This is a genomic window from Enterobacter quasiroggenkampii (assembly GCF_043972695.1).
GTDB lineage: Bacteria > Pseudomonadota > Gammaproteobacteria > Enterobacterales > Enterobacteriaceae > Enterobacter > Enterobacter quasiroggenkampii.
Genome location: NZ_CP143745.1, coordinates 4,345,359 through 4,371,977, shown reverse-complemented (window position 1 = coordinate 4,371,977; position 26,619 = coordinate 4,345,359). Strand labels below are relative to the sequence as shown.

The following is a 26,619-nucleotide window of genomic DNA, read 5'->3' as shown; positions in this document are numbered from 1 at the left end:
TGGCCGGGTTTACGCCCGGCAAATTCACAAACGACAGATACAAAAAAACACCCTTAAGGGTGTTTATTATTTTAGAAGTGTTGGTTGCGGGGGCCGGATTTGAACCGACGACCTTCGGGTTATGAGCCCGACGAGCTACCAGGCTGCTCCACCCCGCGTCCGTCTTTCTACTCTTGTAGAAGCTTACTTCTTCAAATTTAATTGGTTGCGGGGGCCGGATTTGAACCGACGACCTTCGGGTTATGAGCCCGACGAGCTACCAGGCTGCTCCACCCCGCGTCCGTCTATCTACTGTCGTAGAAGATACTTCATCAAATTTTAATTGGTTGCGGGGGCCGGATTTGAACCGACGACCTTCGGGTTATGAGCCCGACGAGCTACCAGGCTGCTCCACCCCGCGTCCGTGGATGCGCACTATACTCGGATAGGTTTGTGATGCAACCCCTTTTTCACATTTATCATGATTTTGTATGCAAATTGAACGACATGGCGCTGTTTGGACTATTTTTTGCGCAAAATTTGCCAAAGGGCACGCGATCGCATTTCATTAGCCCTGGCGGTTTGTTATCTTCATCACGCGGAAATGGGCAACTTAAAGACGAGACAGAATGAAAGGACGTTGGGCGAAGTATCTGATGGCGGGCGCAATGGTAGCGATTCTTGCGGCCTGTTCTTCCAAACCGACCGATCGCGGTCAACAGTATAAAGACGGGAAGTTATCCCAGCCTTTCTCTTTAGTTAATCAGCCTGATGCGGTCGGCGCACCGATCAATGCCGGAGATTTCTCCGAGCAGGTCTACCAGATCCGCAACGCGTCACCGCGTTTATATAGCGCACAGAATAACGTTTATAGCGCGGTGCAGGACTGGCTGCGCGCGGGCGGCGATACGCGCAACATGCGCCAGTTTGGTATCGACGCCTGGCAGATGGAAGGGGCCGATAACTACGGCAACGTCCAGTTCACCGGCTATTACACCCCGGTTATTCAGGCACGACACACGCGTCAGGGCGAGTTCCAGTACCCTATCTACCGTATGCCGCCAAAACGCGGCCGTCTGCCGTCGCGCGCCGAGATCTACGCCGGTGCGCTGAGCGAAAACTACGTTCTTGCTTACAGCAACTCCCTGATGGACAACTTCATCATGGACGTTCAGGGCAGCGGCTATATTGATTTTGGCGACGGTTCACCGCTTAACTTCTTCAGCTATTCCGGTAAAAACGGCCACGCCTATCGCAGTATTGGCAAGGTGCTGATCGACCGAGGCGAAGTGAAGAAAGAAGACATGTCGATGCAGGCGATCCGCGAGTGGGGCGAAAAGCACAGCGAGGCCGAGGTGCGTGAGCTGCTGGAGCAGAACCCGTCGTTCGTCTTCTTTAAACCGCAAAACTTCGCGCCGGTGAAAGGGGCGAGCGCGGTACCGCTGATTGGCCGTGCGTCGGTGGCATCGGATCGTTCGATTATTCCTGCGGGCACCACGCTGCTGGCAGAGGTCCCGCTGCTGGACAACAACGGCAAGTTCAACGGCCAGTATGAGCTGCGTCTGATGGTGGCGCTGGACGTCGGCGGCGCGATCAAAGGTCAGCACTTCGATATCTATCAGGGCATTGGCCCGGATGCAGGCCACCGTGCAGGCTGGTATAACCACTACGGACGCGTGTGGGTACTGAAGGCCGCACCGGGTGCCGGAAACGTATTCAGCGGCTGATTGTGGTATTCTGAGCGCAATACGGATTACTGTTCAGGGTGAGGAGAACCTCACCCTTTTTACATCTGAGGTGTTATGTCTGTGGTAATCAGCGATGCCTGGCGCCAGCGTTTTGGCGGCACGGCACGTCTCTATGGTGAAAAAGCCCTGCAGCTGTTTGCGGATGCGCATGTCTGCGTCGTGGGCATTGGTGGTGTGGGGTCGTGGGCCGCAGAAGCGCTGGCGAGAACCGGTATTGGCGCAATCACGCTGATTGATATGGATGACGTGTGCGTCACCAACACCAACCGTCAAATCCACGCCCTGCGTGATAACGTCGGCCTGGCAAAATCTGAGGTCATGGCGGAGCGCATCCGTTTGATCAACCCGGAGTGCCGCGTGACGGTGATCGACGACTTTGTGACGGCAGATAACGTCGCGGAGTACATGAGCAAAGGCTACAGCTATGTGATTGACGCCATCGACAGCGTGCGTCCAAAAGCCGCGCTGATCGCCTACTGTCGTCGTTACAAGGTCCCACTGGTGACGACCGGCGGCGCGGGCGGGCAAATCGATCCGACGCAGATCCAGGTGGCCGATCTGGCGAAAACCATTCAGGATCCTCTTGCCGCCAAGTTGCGTGAACGCCTGAAAAGCGACTTTAACGTGGTGAAGAACAGCAAGGGCAAGCTGGGCGTTGACTGCGTGTTCTCGACCGAAGCGCTGGTCTACCCGCAGGCGGATGGCTCCGTGTGTGCGATGAAAAGCACGGCGGAAGGGCCAAAAAGAATGGATTGTGCCTCAGGCTTTGGCGCGGCCACCATGGTGACCGCTTCCTTCGGCTTTGTGGCGGTGTCTCACGCCCTGAAGAAGATGATGGCGAAGGCGGAACGTCAGGCCTGAGCCTGACGGGCGGCGTCCAGTACCGCGTCGCTGAGCGCGATCAACCCCTGACCGCGCGAGGCGCTGAGCTGCGCGCGCAGCCCCAGCTCATCAAATAACGCCAGCGGCGAGTTCGCCAGCAGTTCCGCCGCGCTTTTCCCTTCCACTGCCGTCAACAATACGGCCAGCAGGCCCCGAACGATGCGGCCTTCGCTGTCGCCGAAGAAGTGCAGTTTCTCGCCGGACACGCTTACGCCCAGCCAGACGCGGTTTTCGCAGCCAGCGATCTCTTTCGCCTGCGCCTTGAGATCGTCAGAGAGGGTCGGTAATTGCTTACCAAGAAGAATCAGCTGGCGATATTTATCTTCCCATTGTGAAAGCGGGGCAAAGATCTGTTTTAACGTCTCTTCAGTGATGACGGTGCCAAACGGATGTCCGGCTAAAGCAGCGTGAGTCATTAATCCACCAGTATTTCAAGCGCGCGGTCAACGGCAGCGACCAGCGCGTCAACATCGCTTTGTGTGTTATAGGGCGCGAACGAGGCACGCAGCGTACCGCTCACGCCGAGCGCCGCCAGCAGCGGCTGCGCGCAGTGCTGCCCGGCGCGCAGGGCGATGCCATACCCGGCCAGCAGCGTCACCATGTCGCTGTGATGCACACCCGTAAAATCAAAGGCGAGCAGGCTTGAGTCCTGAACGCGGAACGAGCGGAAACCCGGGCGCTTCTTCAGTTCTTCCTCTGCCAGCGTCGCCAGTCCCCGGCTCCAGCTTTCAGCCTGAACAACGTCTGTTTGTGCCAGCCACTCCAGCGCCGCGCTTAGGCCAATGACACCCGCCACGTTCGGCGTACCGGCTTCCAGGCGGTAAGGCACATCCTGCGTTTTGAAACCGTCAAAAGTCACTTCGGTGATCATCTTGCCGCCCCCGAGCCATGGCGTCATTTTTGCCAGCAGTTCCGGCTTGCCGTACAACGCCCCTATACCGGTTGGTCCGTAGAGCTTGTGCCCTGAGAAGGCATAGAAGTCGATATCCAGCGCCTGCACGTCGGCGGGGAAGTGCACCACGCCCTGCGCGCCGTCGACCATCACCACCATCCCGCTGGCATGGGCTATCCGAATAGCCTGAGCCAGGTCCGGGCAACCACCGGTAACGTTGGACATCTGCCCGAGCGCCAGAATGCGGCTGCGGGGGGTAATCAACTCGGGGAGACGGGCCACATCGGGCAGAAGGTCTGCGCCAAGCGGAAGCTTCACCACGCGTGCACCCGTTTGTTCGGCCACCATCAGCCACGGCACCAGGTTGGCGTGATGTTCCGCCTCGCTGACGACGATCTCATCGCCCGGCTGAAGTAGCGGGCGCGCGTAGCACTGGGCCACCATATTAATGGCCTCGGTGGTGCCGCGCGTCCAGACGATGTTCTTCCCGCTTTCGGCATTGATCAGGTGCGCAACCCGATCGCGCGCCGCTTCATAGCGCGCGGTTAATCGCTGCGCTTCGGCAAACTGGCTGCGATGCACGTTCCCGGCGCTCAGGCTGTAGAACTGCTGCGTGGCGTCAATGACCGCCTGTGGCTTGAGGGCGGTGGCGGCACTGTCCAGATAAATACCGGCATCGGCCAGCGCCGGAAACTGTGCGCGGAACTGCGCAGGACTGAAAGCGTTCATGGGATTCCTCATTTCAATATCACGATCGTCGCGCAATTTCAGCGGCAGGGCAAGGAGGTTGATATCTATCGGAATTGTCTGCTTATCCTGATGACCCCAAAAAAGCAGGTTATGCTAAATAGTGTTAGGCGGATGTTTTAGCCTGTTATAAATCGAGGTTTGAATAGCATTAATTGCTAAAGGAGAATAATCATGAATAAGACAGCTGCAATCATCTCTGCCTGTGCGTTTACTTTTGCCCTGAGCGCCTGTTCCGGTAACAACTACGTAATGCACACCAACGATGGTCGTTCCATCGTTTCGGAAGGGAAACCGACAACCGATAACGATACCGGGATGATTTCGTACAAAGATGCTAACGGGAACAAGCAGCAGATCAACCGCACGGACGTGAAAGAGATGAAAGAGATCGAGCATTAACCGATCGCAGGCGAAAAAAAAGCACCGCAAATTGGCGGTGCTACATTAATCACTATGGACAGACAGGGTAAATGTACAGGAAGTGAAAAATTGGTAGCGTTGCTACCGTGGTCTGAATCGCAGACCAATTGCAAACACAACAACACAACATCACAACCGTAAGCCAAAAGCCCTTCAGAACACGCATTCCGAAAAAAGCTCTTCGTTCCGGCTCAGGAAGTGCCGCCACTATAGGTATTTGCTGGTAGTTCCTCAACGGACAAATTATAATGGCTCAGATAAAAAAAACTAATAGGTTAAACGTTGTTTCCTATTTGTTAAATTCCGTTAACATCTAAGCCAGATAACCATGTCAAAGCGATTGCCCCCCCTCAACGCATTACGTGTTTTTGATGCAGCAGCACGTCACCTGAGCTTCACCCGCGCAGCCGATGAGCTTTTTGTGACACAGGCCGCAGTAAGTCACCAAATCAAGTCTCTGGAGGATTTTCTGGGCCTTAAGCTGTTTCGTCGACGCAACCGCTCGTTGCTGTTGACCGAAGAGGGGCAGAGCTATTTTCAGGATATTAAAGAGATTTTTTCGCAGCTCACTGAAGCCACGCGTAAGCTACAGGCCCGCAGTGCAAAAGGTGCCCTGACTGTCAGTTTATTGCCCAGTTTTGCCATTCAGTGGCTGGTGCCAAGACTCTCAAGCTTTAACTCAGCTTATCCGGGGATAGACGTTCGAATCCAGGCCGTGGATCGTCAGGAAGACAAGCTGGCCGATGACGTGGACGTCGCGATTTTTTATGGTCGCGGTAACTGGCCGGGCTTGCGCGTTGAGAAATTATACGCAGAATATCTCCTGCCGGTCTGTTCTCCCCTGCTGTTAACGGGCGACAAGGCGCTGAAGTCCCCCGCTGACCTGGCGCAGCATACGCTTTTACATGATGCCTCTCGACGCGACTGGCAAACTTATACCCGTCAATTAGGTCTTACTCATATAAACGTGCAGCAGGGACCCATCTTTAGCCACAGTGCGATGGTGTTACAGGCTGCCATTCACGGGCAGGGCGTGGCGTTGGCGAACAACGTCATGGCGCAGTCCGAAATTGAGGCAGGTCGCCTGGTCTGCCCTTTTAATGATGTACTGGTCAGCAAGAATGCGTTTTATCTGGTTTGTCATGACAGTCAGGCAGAACTGGGTAAAATAGCCGCCTTCCGGCAGTGGATACTGGCGAAAGCGGCAAGCGAGCAAGAAAAATTCCGCTTCAGGTATGAACAATAACGTTTGTGTGCCGGGCACGCATTAATTCAGGACTTAAACATGACCAGCCGATTCATGCTGATTTTTGCCGCGGTGAGTGGCTTTATTTTTGTTGCACTGGGCGCCTTCGGCGCACATGTCTTAAGCAAGTCGTTGGGCGCTGTAGAGATGGGCTGGATCCAGACCGGCCTTGAATATCAGGCGTTCCATACGCTGGCGATCTTTGGGCTGGCGGTGGCGATGCAGCGCCGTATCAGCATCTGGTTTTACTGGAGCAGCGTCTTCCTGGCGCTGGGCACGGTGCTTTTTAGCGGCAGCCTCTACTGTCTGGCACTTTCGCATTTACGCCTGTGGGCGTTTGTTACACCTGTCGGCGGCGTCAGCTTCCTGGCGGGTTGGGTATTAATGTTTATCGGAGCTATCCGTCTGAAACGCAAGGGCGTTGTTCATGAATAAGGTTGTTTTATATTGTCGCCCGGGGTTTGAGAAAGAATGCGCCGCGGAAATTACCGATAAAGCGGCGAAGCGCGAAATCTTCGGCTTTGCTCGCGTAAAAGAAAACGCGGGTTACGTGGTTTTTGAATGCTATCAGCCTGAAGATGCGGATAAGCTGGCACGCGAGCTGCCGTTCAGCTCGCTGATCTTTGCGCGCCAGATGTTTGTCGCGGGTGAGTTGCTGAAGGATCTTCCCCCGGAAGACCGCATCACCCCCATTGTCGGCATGCTGCAGGGCGTGGTGGAGAAGGGCGGCGATCTGCGCGTTGAAGTGGCGGATACCAACGAAAGTAAAGAGTTGATGAAATTCTGCCGTAAGTTCACCGTTCCGCTGCGTGCGGCGTTGCGTGATGCGGGCGTGCTGACGAACTACGAAACGCCGAAGCGTCCGGTGGTGCATATCTTCTTTATCGCACCGGGCTGCTGCTATACGGGCTATTCGTACACCACCAACAACTCTCCTTTCTTTATGGGCATCCCGCGTCTGCGCTTCCCGGCCGATGCGCCAAGCCGTTCCACGCTCAAGCTGGAAGAGGCGTTCCACGTCTTTATCCCGGCGGATGAGTGGGATGAGCGTCTGGCAAACGGCATGTACGCCGTCGATCTCGGCGCGTGCCCGGGCGGCTGGACCTATCAGCTGGTGAAACGCAACATGTGGGTATCGTCCGTTGATAACGGCCCAATGGCGCAAAGCCTGATGGATACCGGGCAGGTCACCTGGCTGCGTGAAGACGGCTTCCGCTATCGCCCGAACCGTAACAACATCTCATGGATGGTGTGCGACATGGTTGAGAAACCGGCGAAAGTGGCCGCGCTGATGGCCTCCTGGCTGGTAAACGGCTGGTGCCGCGAGACCATTTTCAACCTCAAGCTGCCGATGAAAAAGCGCTATGAGGAGGTGTCGCAGAACCTGGCCTACATTCAGGAGCAGATGGACGAGCATGGGATTAACGTGGAGATCCAGGCGCGTCAGCTGTATCACGACCGCGAAGAGGTGACGGTGCATATTCGTCGCTGGTGGGCAGCCGTAGGCGGGCGTCGCGACGAGCGCTAATACGTGCTTTGTTTTGCCCGGTGGCGCTGCGCTTACCGGGCTTTCAAAACCGTGTCGTCGCTTTAACGTTCTAACCTTAACTGCTGTAAATTCCCGTCCAGCTGTAAATCCGTCTGGAGCGTTGCGATTTCCCGGCAGATAAACGCCATCTCTTTATGCGCCTCCAGCTTCTTGCGCCATTTTTCTGGCACCTCGTCCAGACGGGCGTAAATGCCTTCCAGACTCTGAAAATCGGTCAGCAACTGCGCGGCGCTCTTCGGCCCAATCCCGGCCACTCCCGGAACTTTAGAACTGCTGATGCCAGCCAGGCCCCAGTAATCCGGCAGTTGCTCTGGCGATACGCCAAACTCGCTGGCGATGAACGGCGCGTCCAGCCAGCGTTTTTGAAAATAGTCGCGAATGCGGATAGTGGGGGAGAGCAGCTGGCAGTAGCCTTTGTCCGTAGAAACGATAGTGGCCTGATGCCCGGCACTCGCCACCTTTACGGCCAGGGTGGCCGCGAGATCGTCGGCTTCATTTCCCTGTGCGCCCCAGCAGGGGACGCCCCGCTGTTCAAATGCGGCGCGCAGCATGGGCAATTCGGCGTGAAGATCGTCCGGCATCGGTGCGCGTCCGGCTTTGTAGTCGGGCAGACGCTGGTGCCGCCAGCCCGCATTGCGGGCTTCGTCATCAAATACCGCGACCGCATGGGTGGGTTCACTGTGGCGGATAAGCTGTTCCAGCGCGTGCAGGCAGGTGTCTTTACAAGGCGTCCCCTGTACCGCATGGATACGGCGAATCAGGTTAAGTGCATCGACGATAAGTAAATGAACGGCCACAGATAATCTCCCTTCTATCTAATGCATGAAGGGTAACACTGTCAGCAGCATGAAACTATGAATGGTGGGGAAAACAGGAAGAAGCCTCGCAAAACGAGGCTTCCTGAGAGGCTTAATCGCAGGTTACGATCTTCATCGCCAGGCCGCCGCGAGAGGTTTCGCGGTATTTGGCGTTCATATCTTTACCGGTTTCGTACATGGTCTCGATAACCTTATCGAGACAGACGCGCGGTTCGCTGGTGCGGCGCAGCGCCATACGCGCCGCGTTCACCGCCTTCACGGAGGCAATCGCGTTACGCTCGATACACGGAACCTGTACCTGGCCGGCAACCGGGTCACAGGTCAGCCCCAGGTTGTGTTCCATGCCGATTTCCGCAGCAATGCACACCTGCGCCGGGCTTGCGCCCAAGAGCTCCGCCAGACCGGCTGCCGCCATGGAGCACGCCACGCCGACTTCACCCTGACAGCCCACTTCCGCACCGGAAATGGAGGCGTTCATCTTATACAGAGAACCAATCGCACTGGCCACCAGCAGGTAGCGCGCCAGCGAGTTCGCATTCACTTCACGGATAAACTTGTCGTAGTACGCCAGTACCGCCGGAACGATACCGCAGGCACCGTTGGTCGGCGCGGTGACCACACGGCCCCCTGCGGCGTTTTCTTCGTTTACCGCCAGGGCGAACATGTTGATCCAGTCCACCACGGCCATCGGGTCCGTTGTCGTTTTGTCGGTGCTCACCAGCATACGGCGCAGCGCTGCCGCACGACGCGGTACGCGAAGCTTGCCCGGCAGAACGCCTTCGGTGGTGATGCCGCGCTCAATACCGCCGCGCATCACATCCCAGACGTTAGCGAAGTGCTGTTCCAGCTCCTCTTTGCTGTGCAGCGCCAGCTCGTTTTTCATCATCAGACCGGAGAGGGAAAGGCCCGTCTCCTGGCAGTGGCGCTGGAGGTCTGCCGCCGTTTTGTACGGATACGGCACCTCGACAGAGGAAGTACTGGTTTGACCAAAGTGGTCTTCGTCGACGATAAAACCGCCGCCGATAGAGTAATAAGTCTGGCTGTATACCGCTTTATCGCCGGCCAGCGCGGTGATGCGCATGCCGTTTTCGTGCAGCGACAGGTTGTCCGCATGGAAATTCATGCAATGGTCAACCGGGAATTCAACCTCATGCTCGCCGTTCGCCAGCAGCAGGCGCCCGTGGGTGTTCACGTCCTGGATAAAGCCAGGGATCGCATCAATATCAACGGTATCCGGCAGGTTTCCCGCCAGGCCCATGATAATGGCGATATCGGTGTGGTGGCCTTTCCCGGTCAGGGAAAGCGAGCCGTATACATCGACAACCACGCGGGTGATGTCGTGCAAGATGCCGCGTGCAATCAAGTCATCCGTGAACTGCTTACCGGCTTTCATCGGTCCGACGGTGTGAGAGCTGGAAGGACCAATACCGATTTTGAAAATATCGAATACGCTAATCATGATGCGTCCATTGCTTTCAGTCAGAGAGGAGGGAGTGCGCCGTCCGGGGACGGCGCGGGTGAGAATCAGAACATGGTGTACAGGGAGTAGAAGATCGCAGAGATAGCGATAAGCCCCATGATAACCACAAAGACGTTGCTGATATGACCGCTGTACTTACGCATAGCCGGGACTTTCTGAATCGCGTACATCGGCATCAGGAACAGAATCATCGCGATGACCGGGCCGCCCAGGGTTTCAATCATGCCCAGGATGCTTGGGTTCAGCGTCGCTACCGCCCAGGTGGTGAGCAGCATGAACAGTGCAGTGATTTTGTTCAGCTTGTTGATTTCAATGCTCTTGCCTTTACCGCGCAGAGATTTAATCACCATACCGTTGAAGCCTTCACGTGCGCCGAGGTAGTGGCCCAGGAAGGATTTGGTGATGGCGATCATCGCGATGATCGGTGCCATCCACGCAATCAGCGGTGCGTTAAAGTGGTTCGCCAGGTAAGACAGAATAGAGATGTTCTGCTCTTTCGCTGCCGCCAGGTCCGCCGGGGAGAGGCTCAGTACGCAGCTGAAGACGAAGAACATAACGGTCAGCACCATCATGACGTGAGCGCGTGCCAGAATGCTGGAGCACTTCTTCTCTGCGCCATCACCGTACTCTTCACGTTTCGCCACGGCGAAAGAGGAGATGATAGGAGAGTGGTTGAAGGAGAAGACCATTACCGGGATCGCCAGCCACAGGGTCATCAGCAGGCCGTTACCGGTCGCAGACGCGCTGCTCAGGGACAGGGTTTCCAGCGCTGCACCGTTCCACTGTGGGATCAGGTAGCAGGCCAGCAGCATCAGTGCGGCCACAAACGGGAACACCAGTACGCTCATCGCTTTCACAATCATCTGCTCGCCGAAGCGCACGATGGTCATCATGCCGACAATCAGGATCAGAGACAGGATGGCACGCGGTGGCGGCGTCATGTGCAGCTGGTGCAGCATGAAGCTTTCAACGGTGTTGGTGATCGCCACGCTGTAAACCAGCAGGATAGGGTAAATCGCGAAGAAGTAGAGCAGGGTAATCAGTTTACCTGCGCCCACGCCGAAATGCTCTTCAACCACTTCAGTGATGTCTTCACCCGGGTTTTTACCGGACAGCACGAAGCGGGTCAGACCGCGGTGTGCAAAGAAGGTCATCGGGAAAGCAATGATAGCCATAATGATCAGCGGGATCAGACCGCCGACGCCTGCGTTGATAGGAAGGAACAGTACACCAGCGCCGATTGCCGTGCCGTAAAGGCCAAGCATCCACATGGTATCCGTTTTGCGCCAACCACTTCGGGATTCAATCGAAGCAACGGTGCTGGTTTGAGTGGTTTCCATCTGTATCTCCTGGAGGAAGCGAATTGTCAGGTTTTTAGTCAAATCCGATGAAAAAGTGCCTGACGGTAATATGAAATTCGTTCAGTGACGGTTTTTTAATAATTTTTGCCCGTAACTATTGGCGGGCGGAAAGATACATTCTAGTTATGAATCTATCAGTGATCGTGATCCCAAATGCAATAATCCACTTATGATGTGGGCATCTTTAGACCATTTATCTGTTAAAAAAACATCAAAGAGAATTTACGGGCGCGAAGGCTACCACCAACGACATGTGCGCTGAAAGACCGCCCCGTGATATAGGTGTCTTTCGCTGTAAAGAAATGGGTTTTTAGTATTTTCTGGCAGGTAATTTGGATTAAGGCTGATAATTTACGGTTGCAAATTGCAGGTAATCGTTTGCGTATGTGACAACTTTGTAAAAGATATAAGTGATGCCTATGAATTACATCAGGAATAAAAAAAGCCGGGACGCGCAACAGGGCGACCCGGCTTTGATGAGATATCGCTAAGCGCTAGGTGCAGATTTCGTAGCAAGGAATATAGGCAGAGCCCGGCAGCTTCATGCGGTGCTGGGCGACAAAGCCCTGAAGCATGTCATCCATACGGCGCATCATCTCCGGATCGCCGTGGATCTTGTACGGACCGTACTGCTCAATGGCGCGGATACCGACCTCTTTGACGTTGCCCGCCACAATCCCGGAGAAGGCGCGACGCAGATCGGCGGCCAGGACTTCCACCGGCTGATCCGGGTAAAGTTTCAGGTTCGCCATGTTCTCGTGCGAAGGCTCGAACGGGATCTGCAGATCCGGTGCAATGCGGATTGACCAGTTAAAGCTGTAGGCATCCCCGGTATCGCGACGGTTCTCTTTCACCAGCGGCATCGCTTTTTTCATCTGACGCGCCACTTCCGCAGCATCGTCGATGATGATGCGATAGTGACGACGCGCGGCTTCGCCCAGCGTGTGCACGATAAACTCGTCCAGCACGCGGAAGTAGTCGGCGCTCTCTTTTGGCCCGGTCAGGATCAGCGGCAGAACCTGATCTTTGTTGGCCGGGTTCATCAGAATACCCAGCAGATAGAGCAGCTCTTCCGCTGTCCCCACCCCGCCCGGGAAGATGATGATGCCGTGGGCGATACGGACAAACGCTTCAAGACGTTTCTCGATATCCGGCATGATAATCAGTTCATTAACCAGCGGGTTAGGTGGCTCTGCGGCGATGATGGATGGCTCGGTCATACCGATAAACCGTCCCTCTTTGTAGCGCTGCTGCGCGTGACCCACTGCGGCACCTTTCATTGGCGCTTCCATCGCACCCGGACCACAGCCGGTACAGATATTCAGCTCGCGCAGGCCAAGCTGGGTACCCACCCGACGCGCATAAAGGTATTCGGTTTCGTTAATGGAGTGACCGCCCCAGCAGACGACCATGTTCGGCGCTTCACCCACGTGCAGGGCACGGGCGTTGCGCAAAATGGAGAACACCAGGTTGGTGATATGGACCGAGCTTTCCAGATCGAGATGCTGGAAACGGCCTGCGTTGTGGATCTGCCCGTTAACAAACAGGATGTCACGCAGCACGGCAAACAGGTTAGCCTGAAGTGAACGGATGATGCGTCCGTCGACAAACGCCTCTTCCGGCGGGTTGATGACTTCAAGCTTCACGCCACGCTCGCGGCGCAGCACGTTGATATCAAAGCTTTCGAAGCGGGACAGCAGTTCTTTACTGTTATCTGTCAGGCTTCCGGAGTTCAGAACGGCAAGTGAACAGTTACGAAACAGTTGATAAAGATCGCTGCTGGCCGTGCGTTTAAGCATGTCCACTTCCAGCTGCGACAACATATCCATTGAGCCAAGCGGGCTAATATGTGTAATCAAGTGAGCTCCTTACGGGACGATTATCGTCTTTCCCTGTTGATTACAATAGCCCTGGCGCGTGACGTTTCACAACCTAAAGCGCGGAAGATACCGCGCATATTGTGAAAATATTTATATTACTGACGCACCAGCCGGCCCGTCGCCGGCACAAAATCGGTATTGGTGCGCCACGGGTTAATGTCCAGACCGCCGCGGCGGGTGTAGCGCGCGTAAACGCTCAATTTTTCTGGCTGGCAGAAGCGCTGAATATCGCTAAAGATGCGCTCCACGCACTGCTCGTGGAATTCATTGTGATGGCGGAACGACACCAGGTAGCGCAGCAGCTTTTCCCGGTCAATTTTCGGGCCGCGGTACTGGATCTGCACCGAGCCCCAGTCCGGCTGATGCGTGATCAGGCAGTTGGATTTCAGCAGATGGCTGACCAGCGTCTCTTCGACCACCTTGCCGCTCGCCGCGTTTTCGAGGTAGTCCGCGCTGAATTCATAATTCTCCACCTCGATGTCCTGATCGTCGATGCAGGTTCCGTTGAAGTGGGCGACCGGCTGGCCTTCCAGCTCGTGCAGGCGATAGAGTGAGACGCTCACCTTTCCCTGCGCGCAGGCGCTTAAATCACGTTCCAGGGTGTGCTGAACGTCGTCCCAGCTGTTGAATTTGGTCTGGTTAAAGCTGTTGAGATAGAGCTTAAAGCTTTTCGACTCGACGAGATTCACGCTGGCGTAGTCCAGCTCAACGTGGCCCACCGCCACCTGCGGCAGGCCGCGCGCGTTGAGCCACGAGAGTTCGTACAGCGTCCAGATATCGCCCCCCACGAACGGCAGGGCGTCCGCGTGCAGTCCCAGAGGATCGCGGTTCAGGCTACGCGGCACGCCCTGCAGCAGGCTTGCATCGTAGGTATCGCGGTAATCGGTCGATTTACCCAGCGTTAAGCCGGTTAACGCCTGATGATTTTCGTAAGACATGTTTCATAGCCACTTTACAGGTACACTTATGGCCTGAGTTTATCCTGTCTGACAAGAAGAGAGAAATCGGTGGACATCGAAACTGCAAATGCCCTCACTACCTTTACGACCCGCTACTGCGATGCATGGCATGAAAAGCAGGGCACGTGGCCGCAAAGTGCTGATTTATATGGCGTCCCTTCGCCATGCATTATCTCTTCGCTTGATGATTACGTGATCTGGCAGCCGAAGCCGAATACCGGCGAGCAGAATGTAAATGCGGTTGAACGGGCAATGGACATTGTGGTACAACCAGCGGTTCATGCGTTTTATGCCACGCAGTTTGCAGGGGATATGCCTGCGCGCTTTGCGGACATGACGCTGACGCTGTTGCAGACCTGGAGCGAAGACGATCTGCAGCGTGTTCAGGAAAACCTGATCGGTCATCTGGTCACGCAAAAACGCCTTAAGCTTTCTCCGACGCTCTTTATCGCCACGCTGGACAGCGAGCTGGACGTTATCTCCGTCTGTAACCTGTCAGGTGAAGTGATTAAAGAGACTATCGGTACCCGCAATCGCGAGACTCTCGCCCCCTCTCTTGCGGATTTCCTCACCCGACTTGAGCCCCTTCTGTAATCCATGCTGCTACAGCGCGTGTGAGAGATCTCTTACAAGGTTTGTGAGAGATCGCTGGAACATTCAGTATTACCTCATTAAATTCAGATTAATATCACTCTATTTTTCAATGCATTAGTTGTTCATCCTATTATTTTTAGGGAGTCCCGGCGTCTTACAACGCTGGCTGAGTGGGTTGTAAGACGAAGCGGAATAGCGGATTCTATCTCCGTCGACAGGAAGCCGACACGAGAAACGAACATCAGGATGATGGCGTTTCTCACACAGGACTCGTCAGGATGGCGCTGCAGGAAGGCTTCAGGATGAAGCAAAGTGGATAACGCAGGATGCGTAAGGGACACCTCCAGGAAGGAGAACGAGAGCCGGTCAGGATGGTCGGTGGGTCAGGAAGGCCAGGACGTTTCAGGATGAAACAAACACGTCAGGAAGATGTGTGCAGGATGCGAAAGGTAGACGGATGACCAGGCCTTCGGGCTTCAGGAAAAGTTGTCACGGATGAGCAGGGAGCACGAATTGTAGCTGGAATGCTGCGGAACGAACCGGGAGCACTGTTTTTACAGTGCTCCCTTTTTTTATTTCTGCCTTTCGCAATGCTATGCTGCGCGCCGTTCACATTTTCAGTTGAGGTTACTATGACGCAACACGATAGCGTTCGTGCTCAGTTGCACGCCATCGAAGCCCTTTTGCGCCAACATCAGCTGTGGCAGGAGACCGCGCCGCAGCCAGAAGCGTTCGCCAGCACCCAGCCCTTTTGCCTGGATACGCTGGCCCCGTTTGAGTGGCTGCAGTGGGTTTTAATTCCGCGCATGCACGCCCTGCTTGAGGGGGGGCACCCCTTGCCGCAGGCGTTTGCTGTCTCTCCCTATTATGAAATGGCGCTCGAAGCGACGCACCCTGCGCGCGACGTCATGCTGGTCGAACTGGAAAAACTGGATGCCCTGTTTGCCGGTGAAGATGCATGACGCTTGAGATCCTCTATCAGGACGAGTGGCTGGTGGCGGTGAATAAACCGTCAGGCTGGCTGGTGCACCGCAGCTGGCTGGATCGCGACGAGAAAGTGGTGGTGATGCAGACCGTTCGCGACCAGATTGGTCAGCATGTATTTACCGCCCATCGCCTCGACCGGCCGACCTCCGGCGTGCTGCTGATGGGGCTTTCCAGCGAAGCTGGCCGTCTGCTGGCGCAGCAGTTCGAACAGCACCAGATCCAGAAGCGCTATCACGCGGTCGTGCGTGGCTGGCTGACCGAGTCCGCCACCCTGGACTATCCGCTGGTGGAGGAACTGGACAAAATCGCCGATAAATTTGCCCGGGATGACAAAGGCCCGCAGCCCGCCGTGACGGATTATCGCGGCATGGCGACGACGGAAATGCCGGTGGCCACCAGCAAATTTCCGACCACACGCTACAGCCTGGTTGAGCTTCTGCCCAAAACCGGGCGTAAGCACCAGCTGCGACGCCATCTTGCGCATCTGCGTCACCCGATTATTGGCGACAGCAAACACGGTGATTTGCGCCAGAACCGCAGCGCTGCCGAGCACTTTGGGTGCCATCGTCTGATGTTACACGCAAGCGAGCTCAGCCTGACGCACCCGTTTACCGGCGAGCCTCTGACTATCCGTGCGGGGCTGGACGACGTCTGGATGCAGGCGCTGTCACAGTTTGGCTGGCTCGGACAACTCCCCGAAAATGAAAGGGTTGAGTTTGTATCGGGCAACGTTCAGGATGAAGAGTAAGCGCATTCAATATGGGAAAATAGCATGGCTGAAGTAGGCATTTTTGTCGGCACAATGTACGGCAACTCGCTGCTGGTCGCGGAAGAGGCGGAGGCGATTCTGGCAAGCCAGGGCCATAAAGCCACGGTCTATGAAGATCCTGAGCTGGCGGACTGGGAAAAGTATAAAGATAAATACATTCTGGTGGTGACCTCCACCACCGGGCAGGGCGATCTGCCGGACAGCATCATGCCGCTGTTCCAGGGCATTAAAGACCAGCTTGGCTATCAGCCTGATGTTCACTACGGCATCATCGCCCTCGGCGACAGCTCTTACGCTAACTTCTGCGGCGGCGGCAAGCAGTTCGATGCGCTCCTGCAGGAGCAGAGCGCCCAGCGCGTGGGCGAGATGCTGCTGATTGATGCGGGTGAGCACCCGGAGCCAGAAAGCGAATCAAATCCGTGGGTGGAGAACTGGGCCTCACTTCTCAAATAACACTCTGCCCGGCGGCGCTTCACTTGCGCGAGCCTACGGGTTTTCCAGGCCGGGTCAGGCGTAGCCGCCACCCGGCATTACTCCCCGCCCCAAACGCCATTTCCGTGAACCACCTTCCACTCCTCTGGGCTTATGCCCTAAACAACCTCCCTCACACCCTTTAATACTGTGTTTTTGCACGGTGAGGTGAAGAGGCACTCCTTCATATACTTTTCCGGTCACGATAAAACGGCTTCAGGCCGTACCAAAACGACAAAATCAATCTCATTCTGCTTACCCTACCGGTGCTGTACAGAATGAACCAGGCGAAAGCTATGTTTCAGGAGTGCAACAATGAGTTCATTAAGCCACGCAGCGAGCAGCGCAGAAAAGCGCACCAATGCCCGCTACTGGATAGTGGTGATGCTGTTTATCGTCACGTCCTTTAACTATGGTGACCGCGCCACGCTGTCGATTGCCGGCTCGGAAATGGCAAAAGATATCGGCCTCGATCCCGTGGGCATGGGTTACGTTTTCTCCGCCTTCTCGTGGGCCTACGTCATCGGGCAAATTCCTGGCGGCTGGCTGCTGGACCGCTTTGGCTCTAAACGGGTCTATTTCTGGTCCATCTTCATCTGGTCTGCCTTTACCCTGCTGCAGGGCTTCGTCGATATCTTCAGCGGCTTCGGCATTATCGTGGCGCTCTTCACGCTGCGCTTCCTGGTGGGGTTAGCGGAAGCGCCTTCCTTCCCGGGCAACAGCCGCATTGTGGCGGCCTGGTTCCCGGCGCAGGAGAGGGGAACGGCGGTAGCGATTTTTAACTCTGCACAGTACTTCGCGACGGTGATCTTTGCGCCCATTATGGGCTGGCTGACCCATGAGGTGGGCTGGTCGCACGTGTTCTTCTTTATGGGCGGACTCGGGATCGTCATCAGCTTTATCTGGCTGAAAGTGATCCACGAACCCAACCAGCACCCTGGCGTAAACAAAAAAGAGCTGGAGTACATTGCAGAAGGCGGTGCGCTGATCAACATGGATCAGAAATCCTCGACGGCGAAAGTCCCGTTCAGCCAGAAATGGGCGCAGATCAGGCAGCTCGTCGGTTCGCGCATGATGATCGGGATCTATCTGGGCCAGTACTGTATCAACGCCTTGACCTACTTTTTCATCACCTGGTTCCCGGTTTACCTGGTGCAGGCACGCGGCATGTCGATTCTGAAAGCGGGGTTTGTCGCCTCGGTTCCGGCCATCTGCGGCTTCGTGGGAGGCGTGCTCGGCGGGGTCATTTCCGACTGGCTGATGCGCCGCACCGGTTCCCTGAACATTGCGCGTAAAACGCCTATCGTGCTCGGCATGCTGCTCTCCATGACCATGGTGTTCTGTAACTACGTCAATGCCGAGTGGATGATTATCGGCTTTATGGCGATGGCCTTCTTCGGCAAAGGCATTGGCGCGCTGGGCTGGGCGGTGATGGCGGATACGGCCCCGAAAGAGATCAGCGGCCTGAGCGGCGGTCTGTTCAACATGTTCGGCAATATCTCCGGGATTGTTACACCCATCGCTATCGGCTACATCGTCGGCACCACCGGATCGTTCAACGGTGCGCTAATCTACGTGGGTGTGCACGCGCTGGTGGCGGTCCTGAGTTACCTGGTGCTGGTGGGGGATATCAAACGCGTCGAACTTAAACCTGTTGCGGAGCGTGGCTGATGACAACGCAATCGAGCCCAACCATCACTGAGATGAAGGTCATCCCGGTGGCCGGGCAGGACAGCATGCTGCTCAATATTGGCGGTGCGCATAACGCCTGGTTTACCCGTAATATCGTCGTGCTGAAAGACAGCGCAGGAAATACCGGCGTGGGCGAGGCGCCAGGCGGAGAGGTGATTTACCAGACGCTGGTCGATGCCATTCCGCAGGTCGTGGGGCAGGAGATTGCCCGCCTGAACAAGGTGGTTCAGCGGGTGCATAAGGGCAATCAGTCGGCAGACTTTGAGACGTTCGGAAAAGGTGCCTGGACGTTTGAACTGCGCGTCAACGCGGTTGCCGCCCTGGAAGCGGCTCTGCTTGATTTACTGGGGAAGGCGCTCAATGTCCCGGTCTGCGAACTGCTGGGGCCCGGCAAACAGCGCGATGCAGTCACCGTGCTGGGCTATCTGTTCTACGTTGGCGATCGCAATAAAACCGACCTCCCCTATCTGGCCCGAACCGCGGGCGACCACGACTGGTATCAGTTGCGCCACCAGGAAGCGCTCTCCAGCGACGCGGTGGTGCGGCTGGCCGAGGCGGCGCAGGATCGCTACGGCTTTAAGGATTTCAAGCTCAAGGGCGGCGTGCTGCCCGGCGAGCAGGAGATTGAAACGGCCCGGGCGCTGAAACGGCGCTTCCCGGATGCACGGATCACCGTCGATCCGAACGGCGCATGGCTGCTGGATGAAGCCATTAGCCTGTGCAAAGGGCTGGGGGATGTCCTGACCTATGCGGAAGACCCCTGCGGCGCGGAGCAGGGCTTCTCGGGCCGCGAAGTGATGGCCGAGTTCCGTCGTGCCACCGGGCTGCCGGTGGCGACCAATATGATTGCCACGAACTGGCGCGAAATGGGGCACGCGGTGATGCTGAACGCCGTCGACATACCGCTGGCGGACCCGCACTTCTGGACGCTCTCCGGCGCAGTGCGCGTGGCCCAGCTGTGCGATGACTGGGGGCTCACCTGGGGCTGTCACTCGAACAATCACTTTGATATTTCGCTGGCGATGTTTACCCACGTTGGCGCCGCAGCGCCGGGTAACCCGACCGCCATCGACACCCACTGGATTTGGCAGGAAGGGGAAGCCCGCCTGACGAAAAATCCGCTGGAAATCACAGAGGGCAAAATTGCCGTACCGGATGCGCCGGGCCTGGGCGTGGAGCTGGACTGGGATCGGATCCAGAAAGCCCATGAGGCGTATAAAAAATTGCCGGGCGGCGCGCGTAACGACGCGGGCCCGATGCAGTACCTTATTCCCGGCTGGACATTTGACCGTAAGCGCCCTGTTTTCGGACGTCACTGATAAAAGGATTGAATGATGAGTACTTTTTCTACCCCTGTCGTCACCGCCATGCAGATCGTTCCGGTTGCGGGCCATGACAGCATGTTGATGAACCTGAGCGGCGCGCACGCGCCGTTCTTTACCCGTAACATTGTCATTATCAAAGACAATGCTGGCCATACCGGCGTGGGCGAAATTCCGGGCGGGGAGAAGATCCGCAAAACCCTGGAAGAGGCCATTCCGCTGGTGGTGGGCAAAACGCTGGGGGCGTATAAAAATGTCCTCAACACCGTGCGCAATACCTTTGCCGATCGCGATGCCGGGGGCCGGGGCCTGCAGACCTTCGATCTGCGCACCACTATCCACGTGGTGACCGGAATTGAAGCCGCGATGCTGGATCTGCTGGGCCAGCATCTGGGCGTTAACGTTGCGTCGCTGCTGGGCGAGGGGCAGCAGCGCAGCGAAGTGGAAATGCTGGGCTATCTGTTCTTTGTCGGCGACCGCAAGCTGACGCCACTGCCGTACCAGAGCCAGCCCGAAGAACAGTGCGACTGGTACCGGCTTCGCCACGACGAGGCAATGACCCCTGATGCGGTGGTGCGCCTGGCGGAAGCCGCTTACGAGAAATATGGCTTCAACGATTTTAAACTGAAGGGCGGCGTGCTGGCCGGGGAAGAAGAGGCGGAAGCCATCACCGCGCTGGCAAAACGCTTCCCGCAGGCGCGCGTGACGCTGGATCCGAACGGTGCCTGGTCGCTTGATGAAGCGATCGCGATCGGCAAGCAGCTGAAAGGCGTGCTGGCGTATGCGGAAGATCCATGCGGCGCTGAACAAGGCTTCTCTGGCCGTGAAGTGATGGCGGAATTCCGTCGCGCTACAGGGCTGCCAACCGCGACCAATATGATTGCTACCGACTGGCGTCAGATGGGGCATACCTTATCCCTCCAGTCAGTCGACATTCCGCTGGCTGACCCGCACTTCTGGACGATGCAGGGCTCGGTGCGCGTGGCGCAGATGTGCCATGAGTTTGGCCTGACCTGGGGTTCGCACTCCAACAACCACTTTGATATCTCTCTGGCGATGTTCACGCACGTCGCCGCCGCCGCGCCGGGCACCATCACGGCTATCGACACCCACTGGATCTGGCAGGAAGGTAATCAGCGTCTGACTAAGCAGCCGTTTGAGATCAAAGGCGGCATGGTGCAGGTGCCTTCCACGCCGGGGTTGGGGGTTGAGCTGGATATGGATCAGGTCATGAAGGCCCATGAGTTGTATCAGAAACACGGTCTGGGCGCGCGCGACGATGCGATGGCGATGCAGTATTTGATCCCGGACTGGACATTCGACAATAAACGTCCGTGCATGGTACGATAAACGCATTGGGACCGCTCCCATGAGCGGTCTTTTACGTGGTGTATGCTTAACGTAACGACTATGCGTAAGGATGGCTTATGAAAATTGTTATCGCACCGGACTCGTATAAGGAAAGTTTGAGTGCGCTTGAGGTTGCGACAGCGATAGAACGTGGTTTTCGCGAGATCTTTCCCGAGGCGGTTTATGTGAAACTGCCGGTCGCGGACGGTGGCGAAGGGACGGTTGAGGCGATGATCGCAGCAACGCAGGGAAGCATTGTGCATGTTCCGGTGACCGGCCCGCTGGGCGAGCGCGTGGAGGGGTTCTATGGCTTGTCCGGAGATAAGCAGAGCGCCTTTATTGAAATGGCGGCGGCAAGCGGCCTGGAGTTGGTTGCACCTTCGCTGCGTAATCCGCTGAAAACCACCTCCTGGGGCACGGGCGAACTGATTCGTCACGCGCTGGATGCGGGCGTTAAGCATATCATTATTGGCATTGGCGGCAGCGCCACCAATGACGGCGGCGCAGGCATGGTGCAGGCGCTGGGGGCGAAGCTGCTGGATGACAATGAACAGCCTCTTGGGCTGGGCGGGGGCGAGCTGGGAAAACTCGCGCGTATCGACCTGAGCGGGCTGGACAAGCGCCTGGCGGAATGCCGGATTGAGGTGGCCTGCGATGTCACCAATCCGCTTACCGGGAAGGACGGGGCGTCAGCGGTATTCGGCCCGCAGAAGGGTGCCACACCCGAGATGATCGTCACCCTGGACCACGCGCTTGCGCACTATGCGAGCGTGATTGCCCGGGACCTGGATATTGATGTGCTAAACCTTGCTGGCGGCGGCGCGGCGGGGGGCATGGGCGCGGCGCTCTACGCCTTTTGCGGCGCGCAACTGCGTCAGGGCATTGAGATCGTGACCGATGCGCTACACCTGGCCGACCAGGTGGCCGATGCGGATTTGGTGATCACCGGTGAAGGCCGTATTGACAGCCAGACGATCCACGGCAAAGTCCCGGTAGGGGTGGCGAAGGTGGCGAAACGCTTTAACAAACCCGTTATCGGCATTGCGGGCAGCCTGACGTCGGACGTTGGCGTGGTACATGATCACGGCATTGATGCGGTGTTTAGCGTGATCTACACCATCTGCTCGCTGGAAGACGCGCTGGAAAATGCCGGCGAGAACGTCAGGATGGCCGCAAGAAATATCGCGGCGGTGCTGAAAGTGGGGCAGGCATTTTAGCTGTGATTGCCGGGTGGCGGCTTCGCCTTACCCGGCCTACGCTAGTGCACCTGTAGGCCCGGTAAGCGGAGCGCCACCGGGCTTTTACCTCAGCTCCCCAACACCTTCATCGCTTCGCGCGTCACGTTATCCATTTCATCCAGCAGCTCCAGGAACTCCGGTTCAAGCTCCGATTCCGGCGTGCCCGCACGCAGCTGCTGCTCCAGCAACTGACAGAGGTTTTTCAGCCGCGGTACGCCGCTGTAACCGCAGCTGCCGTGCAGCTTGTGGATTGCGTCCAGCAGATCTTCCGGGTTTTCACCCACCAGCTGCTCTTCCACCTTATTGCGAATTTCCGGCAGAAACGCGACCAGCATTTGCAGCATGTCGCGGGCGAGATCGGGTTTACCTGCCGCCTGGCGCAGCGCAAGCTGCCAGTCAAAGGTGGCGTTCTGATTAACGCTTATCTCAGCCTGCTCGCTGGAAACCGTGTACGTTCCGCCAATATGACCCGGCTTGTAGCGCAACAGCAGGCTATGAAGTTTCTCTTCATCGATGGGCTTTGCCAGATAGTCATTCATCCCGGCGCTCAGCAGCTTCTCCTTCTGGCCCGCCATCGCGTGCGCGGTGACAGCAATAACCGGCGTTTGCTGCTGATGCGGCAGCTGGTGGATCAGCTCGCAGGCCCGGATGCCGTCCATGCCCGGCATCTGAATATCCATCAGGATTAAATCGAACTGCATCTGCTTAGCCTGTTCAACCGCCTGCGCGCCGCTGGTGCACAGTTCAACATGCTGAACCTGGTCTTCAAGCAATGCGCCAATGAGCTTCAGGTTGGCCGGATTATCATCCACCGCCATCACGCTCATCGGCAATTTTTGCTCATCGTTAATCAGCGGAAGGGCATGCTGGCTAAGACGGCAATATTCCGTGAGCGCGGGCAGCAGGCGGGTCGCGGTGAGCGGTTTAAGCAAGCAGGCGGCGGCCCCGTCATTTTTCAACTCTTCTGCATTCAACTGCGCGTGGCAAGGCAGCGCCAGCAGCAGGTAGTCGGTCATCGACGCGGCTTTCGCCAGCCGCTCCTGCTGCATGGTCAGCTCGCCGGTGAAGGTGACCGGGATCCCCATCAGCAGGATGTCATAATGCTCAACGGCCAGAGCGGAGAAGGTTGGGCTGTAGACCACCTCCAGCGGCGTGGTGCTTAAGATGTCGAGCGCACACTGCGCCGCTGCAGCGTTAGGTTCAACGTAGGCCAGACGCTTGCCTTTCAGGCAGTCCGTCACTGGGCCATCGGTCAGCACGTTCGGATTGAGGTCCAGATTAATGTGGAACCAGAAAGTTGAACCGCGATTTGGCTGGCTGTGGAAAGAGATATCGCCGCCCATCTCGTTCACCAGACGCTGGGTGATCACCAGCCCCAGACCGGTGCCGCCATGACGGCGGGAGATACTGGCATCCGCCTGACGGAACGCCTGGAACAGACGCGACTGGTCGCGCTCCGGAATGCCGATGCCGGTATCGCGGATCTGGACTTCAATCTGGACCTTATTGCTGCTGATCGAGCGTTTCTCTACCAGGACGTCGATATTACCGCTTTCGGTGAATTTAATGGCGTTCCCGACAAGGTTGGTAATGACCTGCTGCAGGCGCAGCGGATCGCCAATGACGTTATCCGGCACGTCGTTTTTAATGTTAAGCGTCAGCTCAAGGCCTTTGTCGTGCGACGAGTGCGCGAGCAGCGTCACCACTTCATCGAGCGTGCTGCGCAGCGGGAAGGGAATACTCTCGAGGATCAGCTTGCCCGCTTCCAGCTTGGAGAAGTCCAGCACGTCGTTGATGATCGCCAGCAGGTTGTTGGCTGAGCGTTCAATGGTGTGCAGGTGATCGCGCTGAGTAGGATTCAGCTCGCTTTTCAGGGTCAGACGGGTAAAGCCGATCACGCCATTGAGCGGCGTGCGCAGCTCGTGCGACATATTGGCAAGGAATTCCGATTTAATACGCGCCGCTTCCTGAGCGCGCTTTTTCGCCAGATCCAGCTCAACGTTCTGGATCTCCATCTGCTCCAGCGTTTCGCGCAGGTCGGACGTCGCCTGGTCAACGTTGTGCTGCATCTCTTCGTGATAGGCCGCCAGCGACATCGCCATCGAGTTGATGCCGTTTTTCAGCATATCCAGCTCGCCCAGCATAAACCCTTCCACACGGCTGTCGAGCTGTCCCCGGCGGATGCGGTCAACCGTGTTAACCATGTTGCGGATGGGACCCGTCACGTCGCGCATCAGGCGCCAGCCGAAGATCAGCGCAATGCCGATGCAGAACAGCATCATCACGCCGGAGATGAAAATCTCTTTGTACTGCTGTAGCCGGACCGACTTGAGATCCAGCTCCAGCGCCACATATCCCAGCATATTATTGCTGGATTTGGCGTCGGATTGCGCAGACTCATCGGGGGAATAACTCTCCGACACGATCGGCGTGCGCAGGATCATGATATCGCCGCGCCGCAGTACGGTGAGGTGACGCGGGAACGGCGTACCGTCCGGGATCTTCAGGGCTGCCGGATCGAGATGAAAGTTCGAGGTGACAAACAGGCGGTTATGTTCGTCGTAAACGGAAATGGCGCGTACGATGTCCGAGTGGCGGCGGTGGAGTACGCTGATTAACTGCCCAATGGATTCGCGGTTTTGCAGGTTCATGCCGTACTCGCTGGAGACGGCAAGCGGTTCGATAATGCTGGCGCCTGCATCCTCCAGCTGTCGCTGCAAATCGTTATAGCGGTGCACCACAAAGAAGATACTCAGCAGCAAACCGATGAGAACGGTGGGGGCGAGGATCAAAATCATCATGCGCGCGCGCAGGCTGTAGTTGGTCATGGCGTTCCGTTATGGGACAATTAAGATAATTATGTTTATGTGAGAAAAATCTCGGCGATGGCGCAATTCTACTCTGCAAAGCGACGCGTGACGACGCGTCAAATCATCACTGTTGAGGCCACGGACCTTGATCCGTTTGGTCAGGGAGTGGCACGCCACAATGGTAAGGCTCTGTTTATAACAGGTTTACTGCCAGCAGAACGAGCAGAAATTACGCTGACGGAAGATAAACGCCAGTTTGCGCGCGGGCTGGTTAAGCGTCGCCTCAACGATAGCCCGGAGCGTGTGGCGCCCCGCTGTCCTCATTTTGGCGTGTGCGGCGGCTGCCAGCAACAGCACGCGAGCACAGAATTACAGCAAAAAAGCAAAAGCCGCGCGCTGTCGCGTCTGCTTAAACATGACGTTAACGAAATTCTTGCCGATGCGCCCTGGGGCTATCGTCGTCGCGCACGCCTGAGCCTCAGCTATCAGCCAAAAACGGAGCGGCTGGAGATGGGGTTTCGCAAGGCCGGCTCCAGCGACATCGTTGACGTGAAGCAGTGCCCCATTTTGGTGCCCCATCTTGAGGCATTGCTTCCGGAAGTGCGCATCTGCCTCTCCGGGCTGGACGGCGTTCGCCATCTTGGGCATGTCGAACTGGTCATGGCAAACAATGGCCCGCTGATGGTGCTGCGCCATACCGCGCCGTTGTCGAAAAAAGATCGCGAAAAACTGGAACGCTTTTCGCATTCCCACGACCTGGCGCTTTTCCTTGCACCACAAAGCGAGATACTTGAACAGGTTACCGGTGAGGCGCCCTGGTATGCGTCAAACGGGCTACGCTTAACGTTCAGTCCGCGGGATTTTATTCAGGTCAATGATGGCGTTAACCAGCAGATGGTGGCGAAAGCGCTGGCGTGGCTGGATGTTCAGAAAAGCGACCGGGTGCTCGATCTGTTCTGCGGAATGGGCAACTTCACACTGCCGCTGGCGCGAGAAGCGGCCAGCGTCGTGGGCGTGGAAGGCGTTGAGGCGCTGGTGGCGAAAGGGCAGGAGAACGCGCGGCAGAACGGCTTGCAAAATGTGACATTCTTTCATCAAAATCTTGAGGAAGATGTCACCCAACAGCCGTGGGCAAAGCAGGGCTTCGATAAAATTTTGCTCGACCCGGCACGTGCCGGTGCCCCGGGCGTGATGGCACATATTATTAAACTCGCGCCGAAGCGTGTGGTCTATGTTTCCTGTAACCCGGCAACGCTTGCCCGGGACAGCGAGGCATTACTCAGCGCGGGTTACCAGATTCAGCGTCTGGCAATGCTGGACATGTTCCCGCACACTGGGCATCTGGAATCGATGGTGTTGTTCGAGCACATCTAATTTGTTTGGCTTGTCGACTTCGACAGGCCCTGGTCCCTAAAGGAGAGG

The 26,619-nt window shown here is 56.7% G+C and carries 23 protein-coding genes and 3 tRNA genes; 15 read left to right on the top strand and 11 right to left on the bottom strand.

What is annotated here, in order from left to right:
* Positions 1-81: 81 nt before the first annotated feature.
* The 3 genes from V1572_RS20830 to V1572_RS20820 form a co-directional block, all read right to left on the bottom strand.
* Positions 82-158: transfer RNA gene (locus V1572_RS20830), tRNA-Met, on the bottom strand.
* A 44-nt stretch (positions 159-202) separates the two neighbouring features.
* Positions 203-279, bottom strand: a tRNA-Met gene (locus V1572_RS20825).
* A 44-nt stretch (positions 280-323) separates the two neighbouring features.
* Positions 324-400 (bottom strand) — tRNA-Met (locus V1572_RS20820).
* A 208-nt stretch (positions 401-608) separates the two neighbouring features.
* On the opposite strand from V1572_RS20820, the gene mltA reads away from it, so the two are divergent.
* Positions 609-1,706, top strand: a complete 1,098-nt coding sequence (gene mltA, locus V1572_RS20815; RefSeq protein ID WP_021241890.1) for a murein transglycosylase A — start codon at positions 609-611, stop codon at positions 1,704-1,706.
* A 75-nt stretch (positions 1,707-1,781) separates the two neighbouring features.
* Entirely contained in the window at positions 1,782-2,588 is an 807-nt protein-coding gene (gene tcdA / locus V1572_RS20810; RefSeq protein ID WP_006811804.1) for a tRNA cyclic N6-threonylcarbamoyladenosine(37) synthase TcdA, read from the top strand.
* Here the strand turns inward: tcdA and csdE are convergent.
* Both csdE and csdA read right to left on the bottom strand, forming a co-directional pair.
* On the bottom strand, positions 2,579-3,025 hold the full coding sequence (csdE, locus tag V1572_RS20805) for a cysteine desulfurase sulfur acceptor subunit CsdE (RefSeq protein WP_234085067.1): 447 nt from the start codon (positions 3,023-3,025) through the stop codon (positions 2,579-2,581). The two genes, tcdA and csdE, sit on opposite strands and share 10 nt — an antisense overlap.
* Entirely contained in the window at positions 3,025-4,230 is a 1,206-nt protein-coding gene (csdA, locus tag V1572_RS20800; RefSeq protein ID WP_196352715.1) for a cysteine desulfurase CsdA, read from the bottom strand. The genes csdE and csdA overlap by 1 nt, the downstream gene beginning before the upstream one ends.
* 192 nt (positions 4,231-4,422) lie before the next feature.
* On the opposite strand from csdA, the gene V1572_RS20795 reads away from it, so the two are divergent.
* The 4 genes from V1572_RS20795 (at position 4,423) to rlmM (ending at position 7,445) form a co-directional block, all read left to right on the top strand.
* Positions 4,423-4,650 (top strand): YgdI/YgdR family lipoprotein, encoded by a 228-nt coding sequence (locus V1572_RS20795; protein ID WP_008499648.1) that lies wholly within the window; start codon positions 4,423-4,425, stop codon positions 4,648-4,650.
* Positions 4,651-4,999: 349 nt separating this feature from the next.
* The gene (gene gcvA / locus V1572_RS20790; protein ID WP_008499647.1) at positions 5,000-5,917 is read left to right on the top strand and encodes a glycine cleavage system transcriptional regulator GcvA; all 918 of its coding nucleotides are present in this window, start codon (positions 5,000-5,002) and stop codon (positions 5,915-5,917) included.
* Between the two features lie 39 nt (positions 5,918-5,956).
* Positions 5,957-6,352: a DUF423 domain-containing protein gene (locus V1572_RS20785; RefSeq protein ID WP_008499646.1), complete on the top strand. Its 396-nt coding sequence runs from the start codon at positions 5,957-5,959 to the stop codon at positions 6,350-6,352.
* Positions 6,345-7,445, top strand: a complete 1,101-nt coding sequence (rlmM, locus tag V1572_RS20780) for a 23S rRNA (cytidine(2498)-2'-O)-methyltransferase RlmM (RefSeq protein ID WP_048029185.1) — start codon at positions 6,345-6,347, stop codon at positions 7,443-7,445. Before V1572_RS20785 ends, rlmM begins: the two co-directional genes overlap by 8 nt.
* A gap of 62 nt (positions 7,446-7,507) precedes the next feature.
* On the opposite strand, the gene xni is transcribed toward rlmM, so the two are convergent.
* From xni to queF, 5 genes are all read right to left on the bottom strand, one after another.
* The gene (gene xni, locus V1572_RS20775) at positions 7,508-8,263 is read right to left on the bottom strand and encodes a flap endonuclease Xni (RefSeq protein ID WP_395299553.1); all 756 of its coding nucleotides are present in this window, start codon (positions 8,261-8,263) and stop codon (positions 7,508-7,510) included.
* Between the two features lie 112 nt (positions 8,264-8,375).
* The gene (gene sdaB, locus V1572_RS20770) at positions 8,376-9,743 is read right to left on the bottom strand and encodes an L-serine ammonia-lyase II (RefSeq protein WP_008499643.1); all 1,368 of its coding nucleotides are present in this window, start codon (positions 9,741-9,743) and stop codon (positions 8,376-8,378) included.
* Positions 9,744-9,808: 65 nt separating this feature from the next.
* Positions 9,809-11,104 carry an HAAAP family serine/threonine permease gene (locus V1572_RS20765; RefSeq protein ID WP_395299552.1) on the bottom strand — a complete coding sequence of 432 codons (1,296 nt, stop codon included), beginning with the start codon at positions 11,102-11,104 and terminating at the stop codon, positions 9,809-9,811.
* A 515-nt stretch (positions 11,105-11,619) separates the two neighbouring features.
* Positions 11,620-12,984, bottom strand: a complete 1,365-nt coding sequence (gene ppnN, locus V1572_RS20760; protein WP_008499641.1) for a nucleotide 5'-monophosphate nucleosidase PpnN — start codon at positions 12,982-12,984, stop codon at positions 11,620-11,622.
* 116 nt (positions 12,985-13,100) lie between these two features.
* Complete coding sequence (gene queF, locus V1572_RS20755; protein ID WP_021241894.1) at positions 13,101-13,943, bottom strand: NADPH-dependent 7-cyano-7-deazaguanine reductase QueF; 843 nt, start codon at positions 13,941-13,943, stop codon at positions 13,101-13,103.
* A gap of 69 nt (positions 13,944-14,012) precedes the next feature.
* Here queF and syd point away from each other — a divergent pair, with 69 nt between their 5' ends.
* The 8 genes from syd (at position 14,013) to V1572_RS20715 (ending at position 22,366) form a co-directional block, all read left to right on the top strand.
* Positions 14,013-14,558 (top strand): SecY-interacting protein, encoded by a 546-nt coding sequence (syd, locus tag V1572_RS20750; RefSeq protein WP_045908467.1) that lies wholly within the window; start codon positions 14,013-14,015, stop codon positions 14,556-14,558.
* Between the two features lie 632 nt (positions 14,559-15,190).
* Positions 15,191-15,520, top strand: coding sequence for a YqcC family protein (locus V1572_RS20745; RefSeq protein WP_023309024.1), 330 nt, complete (start codon positions 15,191-15,193; stop codon positions 15,518-15,520).
* Entirely contained in the window at positions 15,517-16,293 is a 777-nt protein-coding gene (truC, locus tag V1572_RS20740) for a tRNA pseudouridine(65) synthase TruC (protein ID WP_045908468.1), read from the top strand. The genes V1572_RS20745 and truC overlap by 4 nt, the downstream gene beginning before the upstream one ends.
* Before the next feature lie 24 nt (positions 16,294-16,317).
* Complete coding sequence (locus V1572_RS20735; protein ID WP_395299551.1) at positions 16,318-16,767, top strand: flavodoxin; 450 nt, start codon at positions 16,318-16,320, stop codon at positions 16,765-16,767.
* 333 nt (positions 16,768-17,100) lie between these two features.
* A complete protein-coding gene (gene gudP, locus V1572_RS20730; RefSeq protein WP_032675441.1) occupies positions 17,101-18,456 on the top strand; it encodes a galactarate/glucarate/glycerate transporter GudP in 1,356 nt (451 codons plus the stop codon).
* Complete coding sequence (locus V1572_RS20725; protein WP_045908469.1) at positions 18,456-19,796, top strand: enolase C-terminal domain-like protein; 1,341 nt, start codon at positions 18,456-18,458, stop codon at positions 19,794-19,796. The genes gudP and V1572_RS20725 overlap by 1 nt, the downstream gene beginning before the upstream one ends.
* A gap of 12 nt (positions 19,797-19,808) precedes the next feature.
* Positions 19,809-21,149, top strand: coding sequence for a glucarate dehydratase (gene gudD, locus V1572_RS20720; RefSeq protein WP_126533985.1), 1,341 nt, complete (start codon positions 19,809-19,811; stop codon positions 21,147-21,149).
* A gap of 77 nt (positions 21,150-21,226) precedes the next feature.
* The gene (locus tag V1572_RS20715; protein WP_395299550.1) at positions 21,227-22,366 is read left to right on the top strand and encodes a glycerate kinase; all 1,140 of its coding nucleotides are present in this window, start codon (positions 21,227-21,229) and stop codon (positions 22,364-22,366) included.
* An 89-nt stretch (positions 22,367-22,455) separates the two neighbouring features.
* Here V1572_RS20715 and barA read toward each other — a convergent pair whose 3' ends face one another.
* Positions 22,456-25,215 carry a two-component sensor histidine kinase BarA gene (gene barA, locus V1572_RS20710; protein ID WP_048029196.1) on the bottom strand — a complete coding sequence of 920 codons (2,760 nt, stop codon included), beginning with the start codon at positions 25,213-25,215 and terminating at the stop codon, positions 22,456-22,458.
* 57 nt (positions 25,216-25,272) lie between these two features.
* Here barA and rlmD point away from each other — a divergent pair, with 57 nt between their 5' ends.
* On the top strand, positions 25,273-26,571 hold the full coding sequence (gene rlmD, locus V1572_RS20705; protein ID WP_395299549.1) for a 23S rRNA (uracil(1939)-C(5))-methyltransferase RlmD: 1,299 nt from the start codon (positions 25,273-25,275) through the stop codon (positions 26,569-26,571).
* Positions 26,572-26,619: the final 48 nt, after the last annotated feature.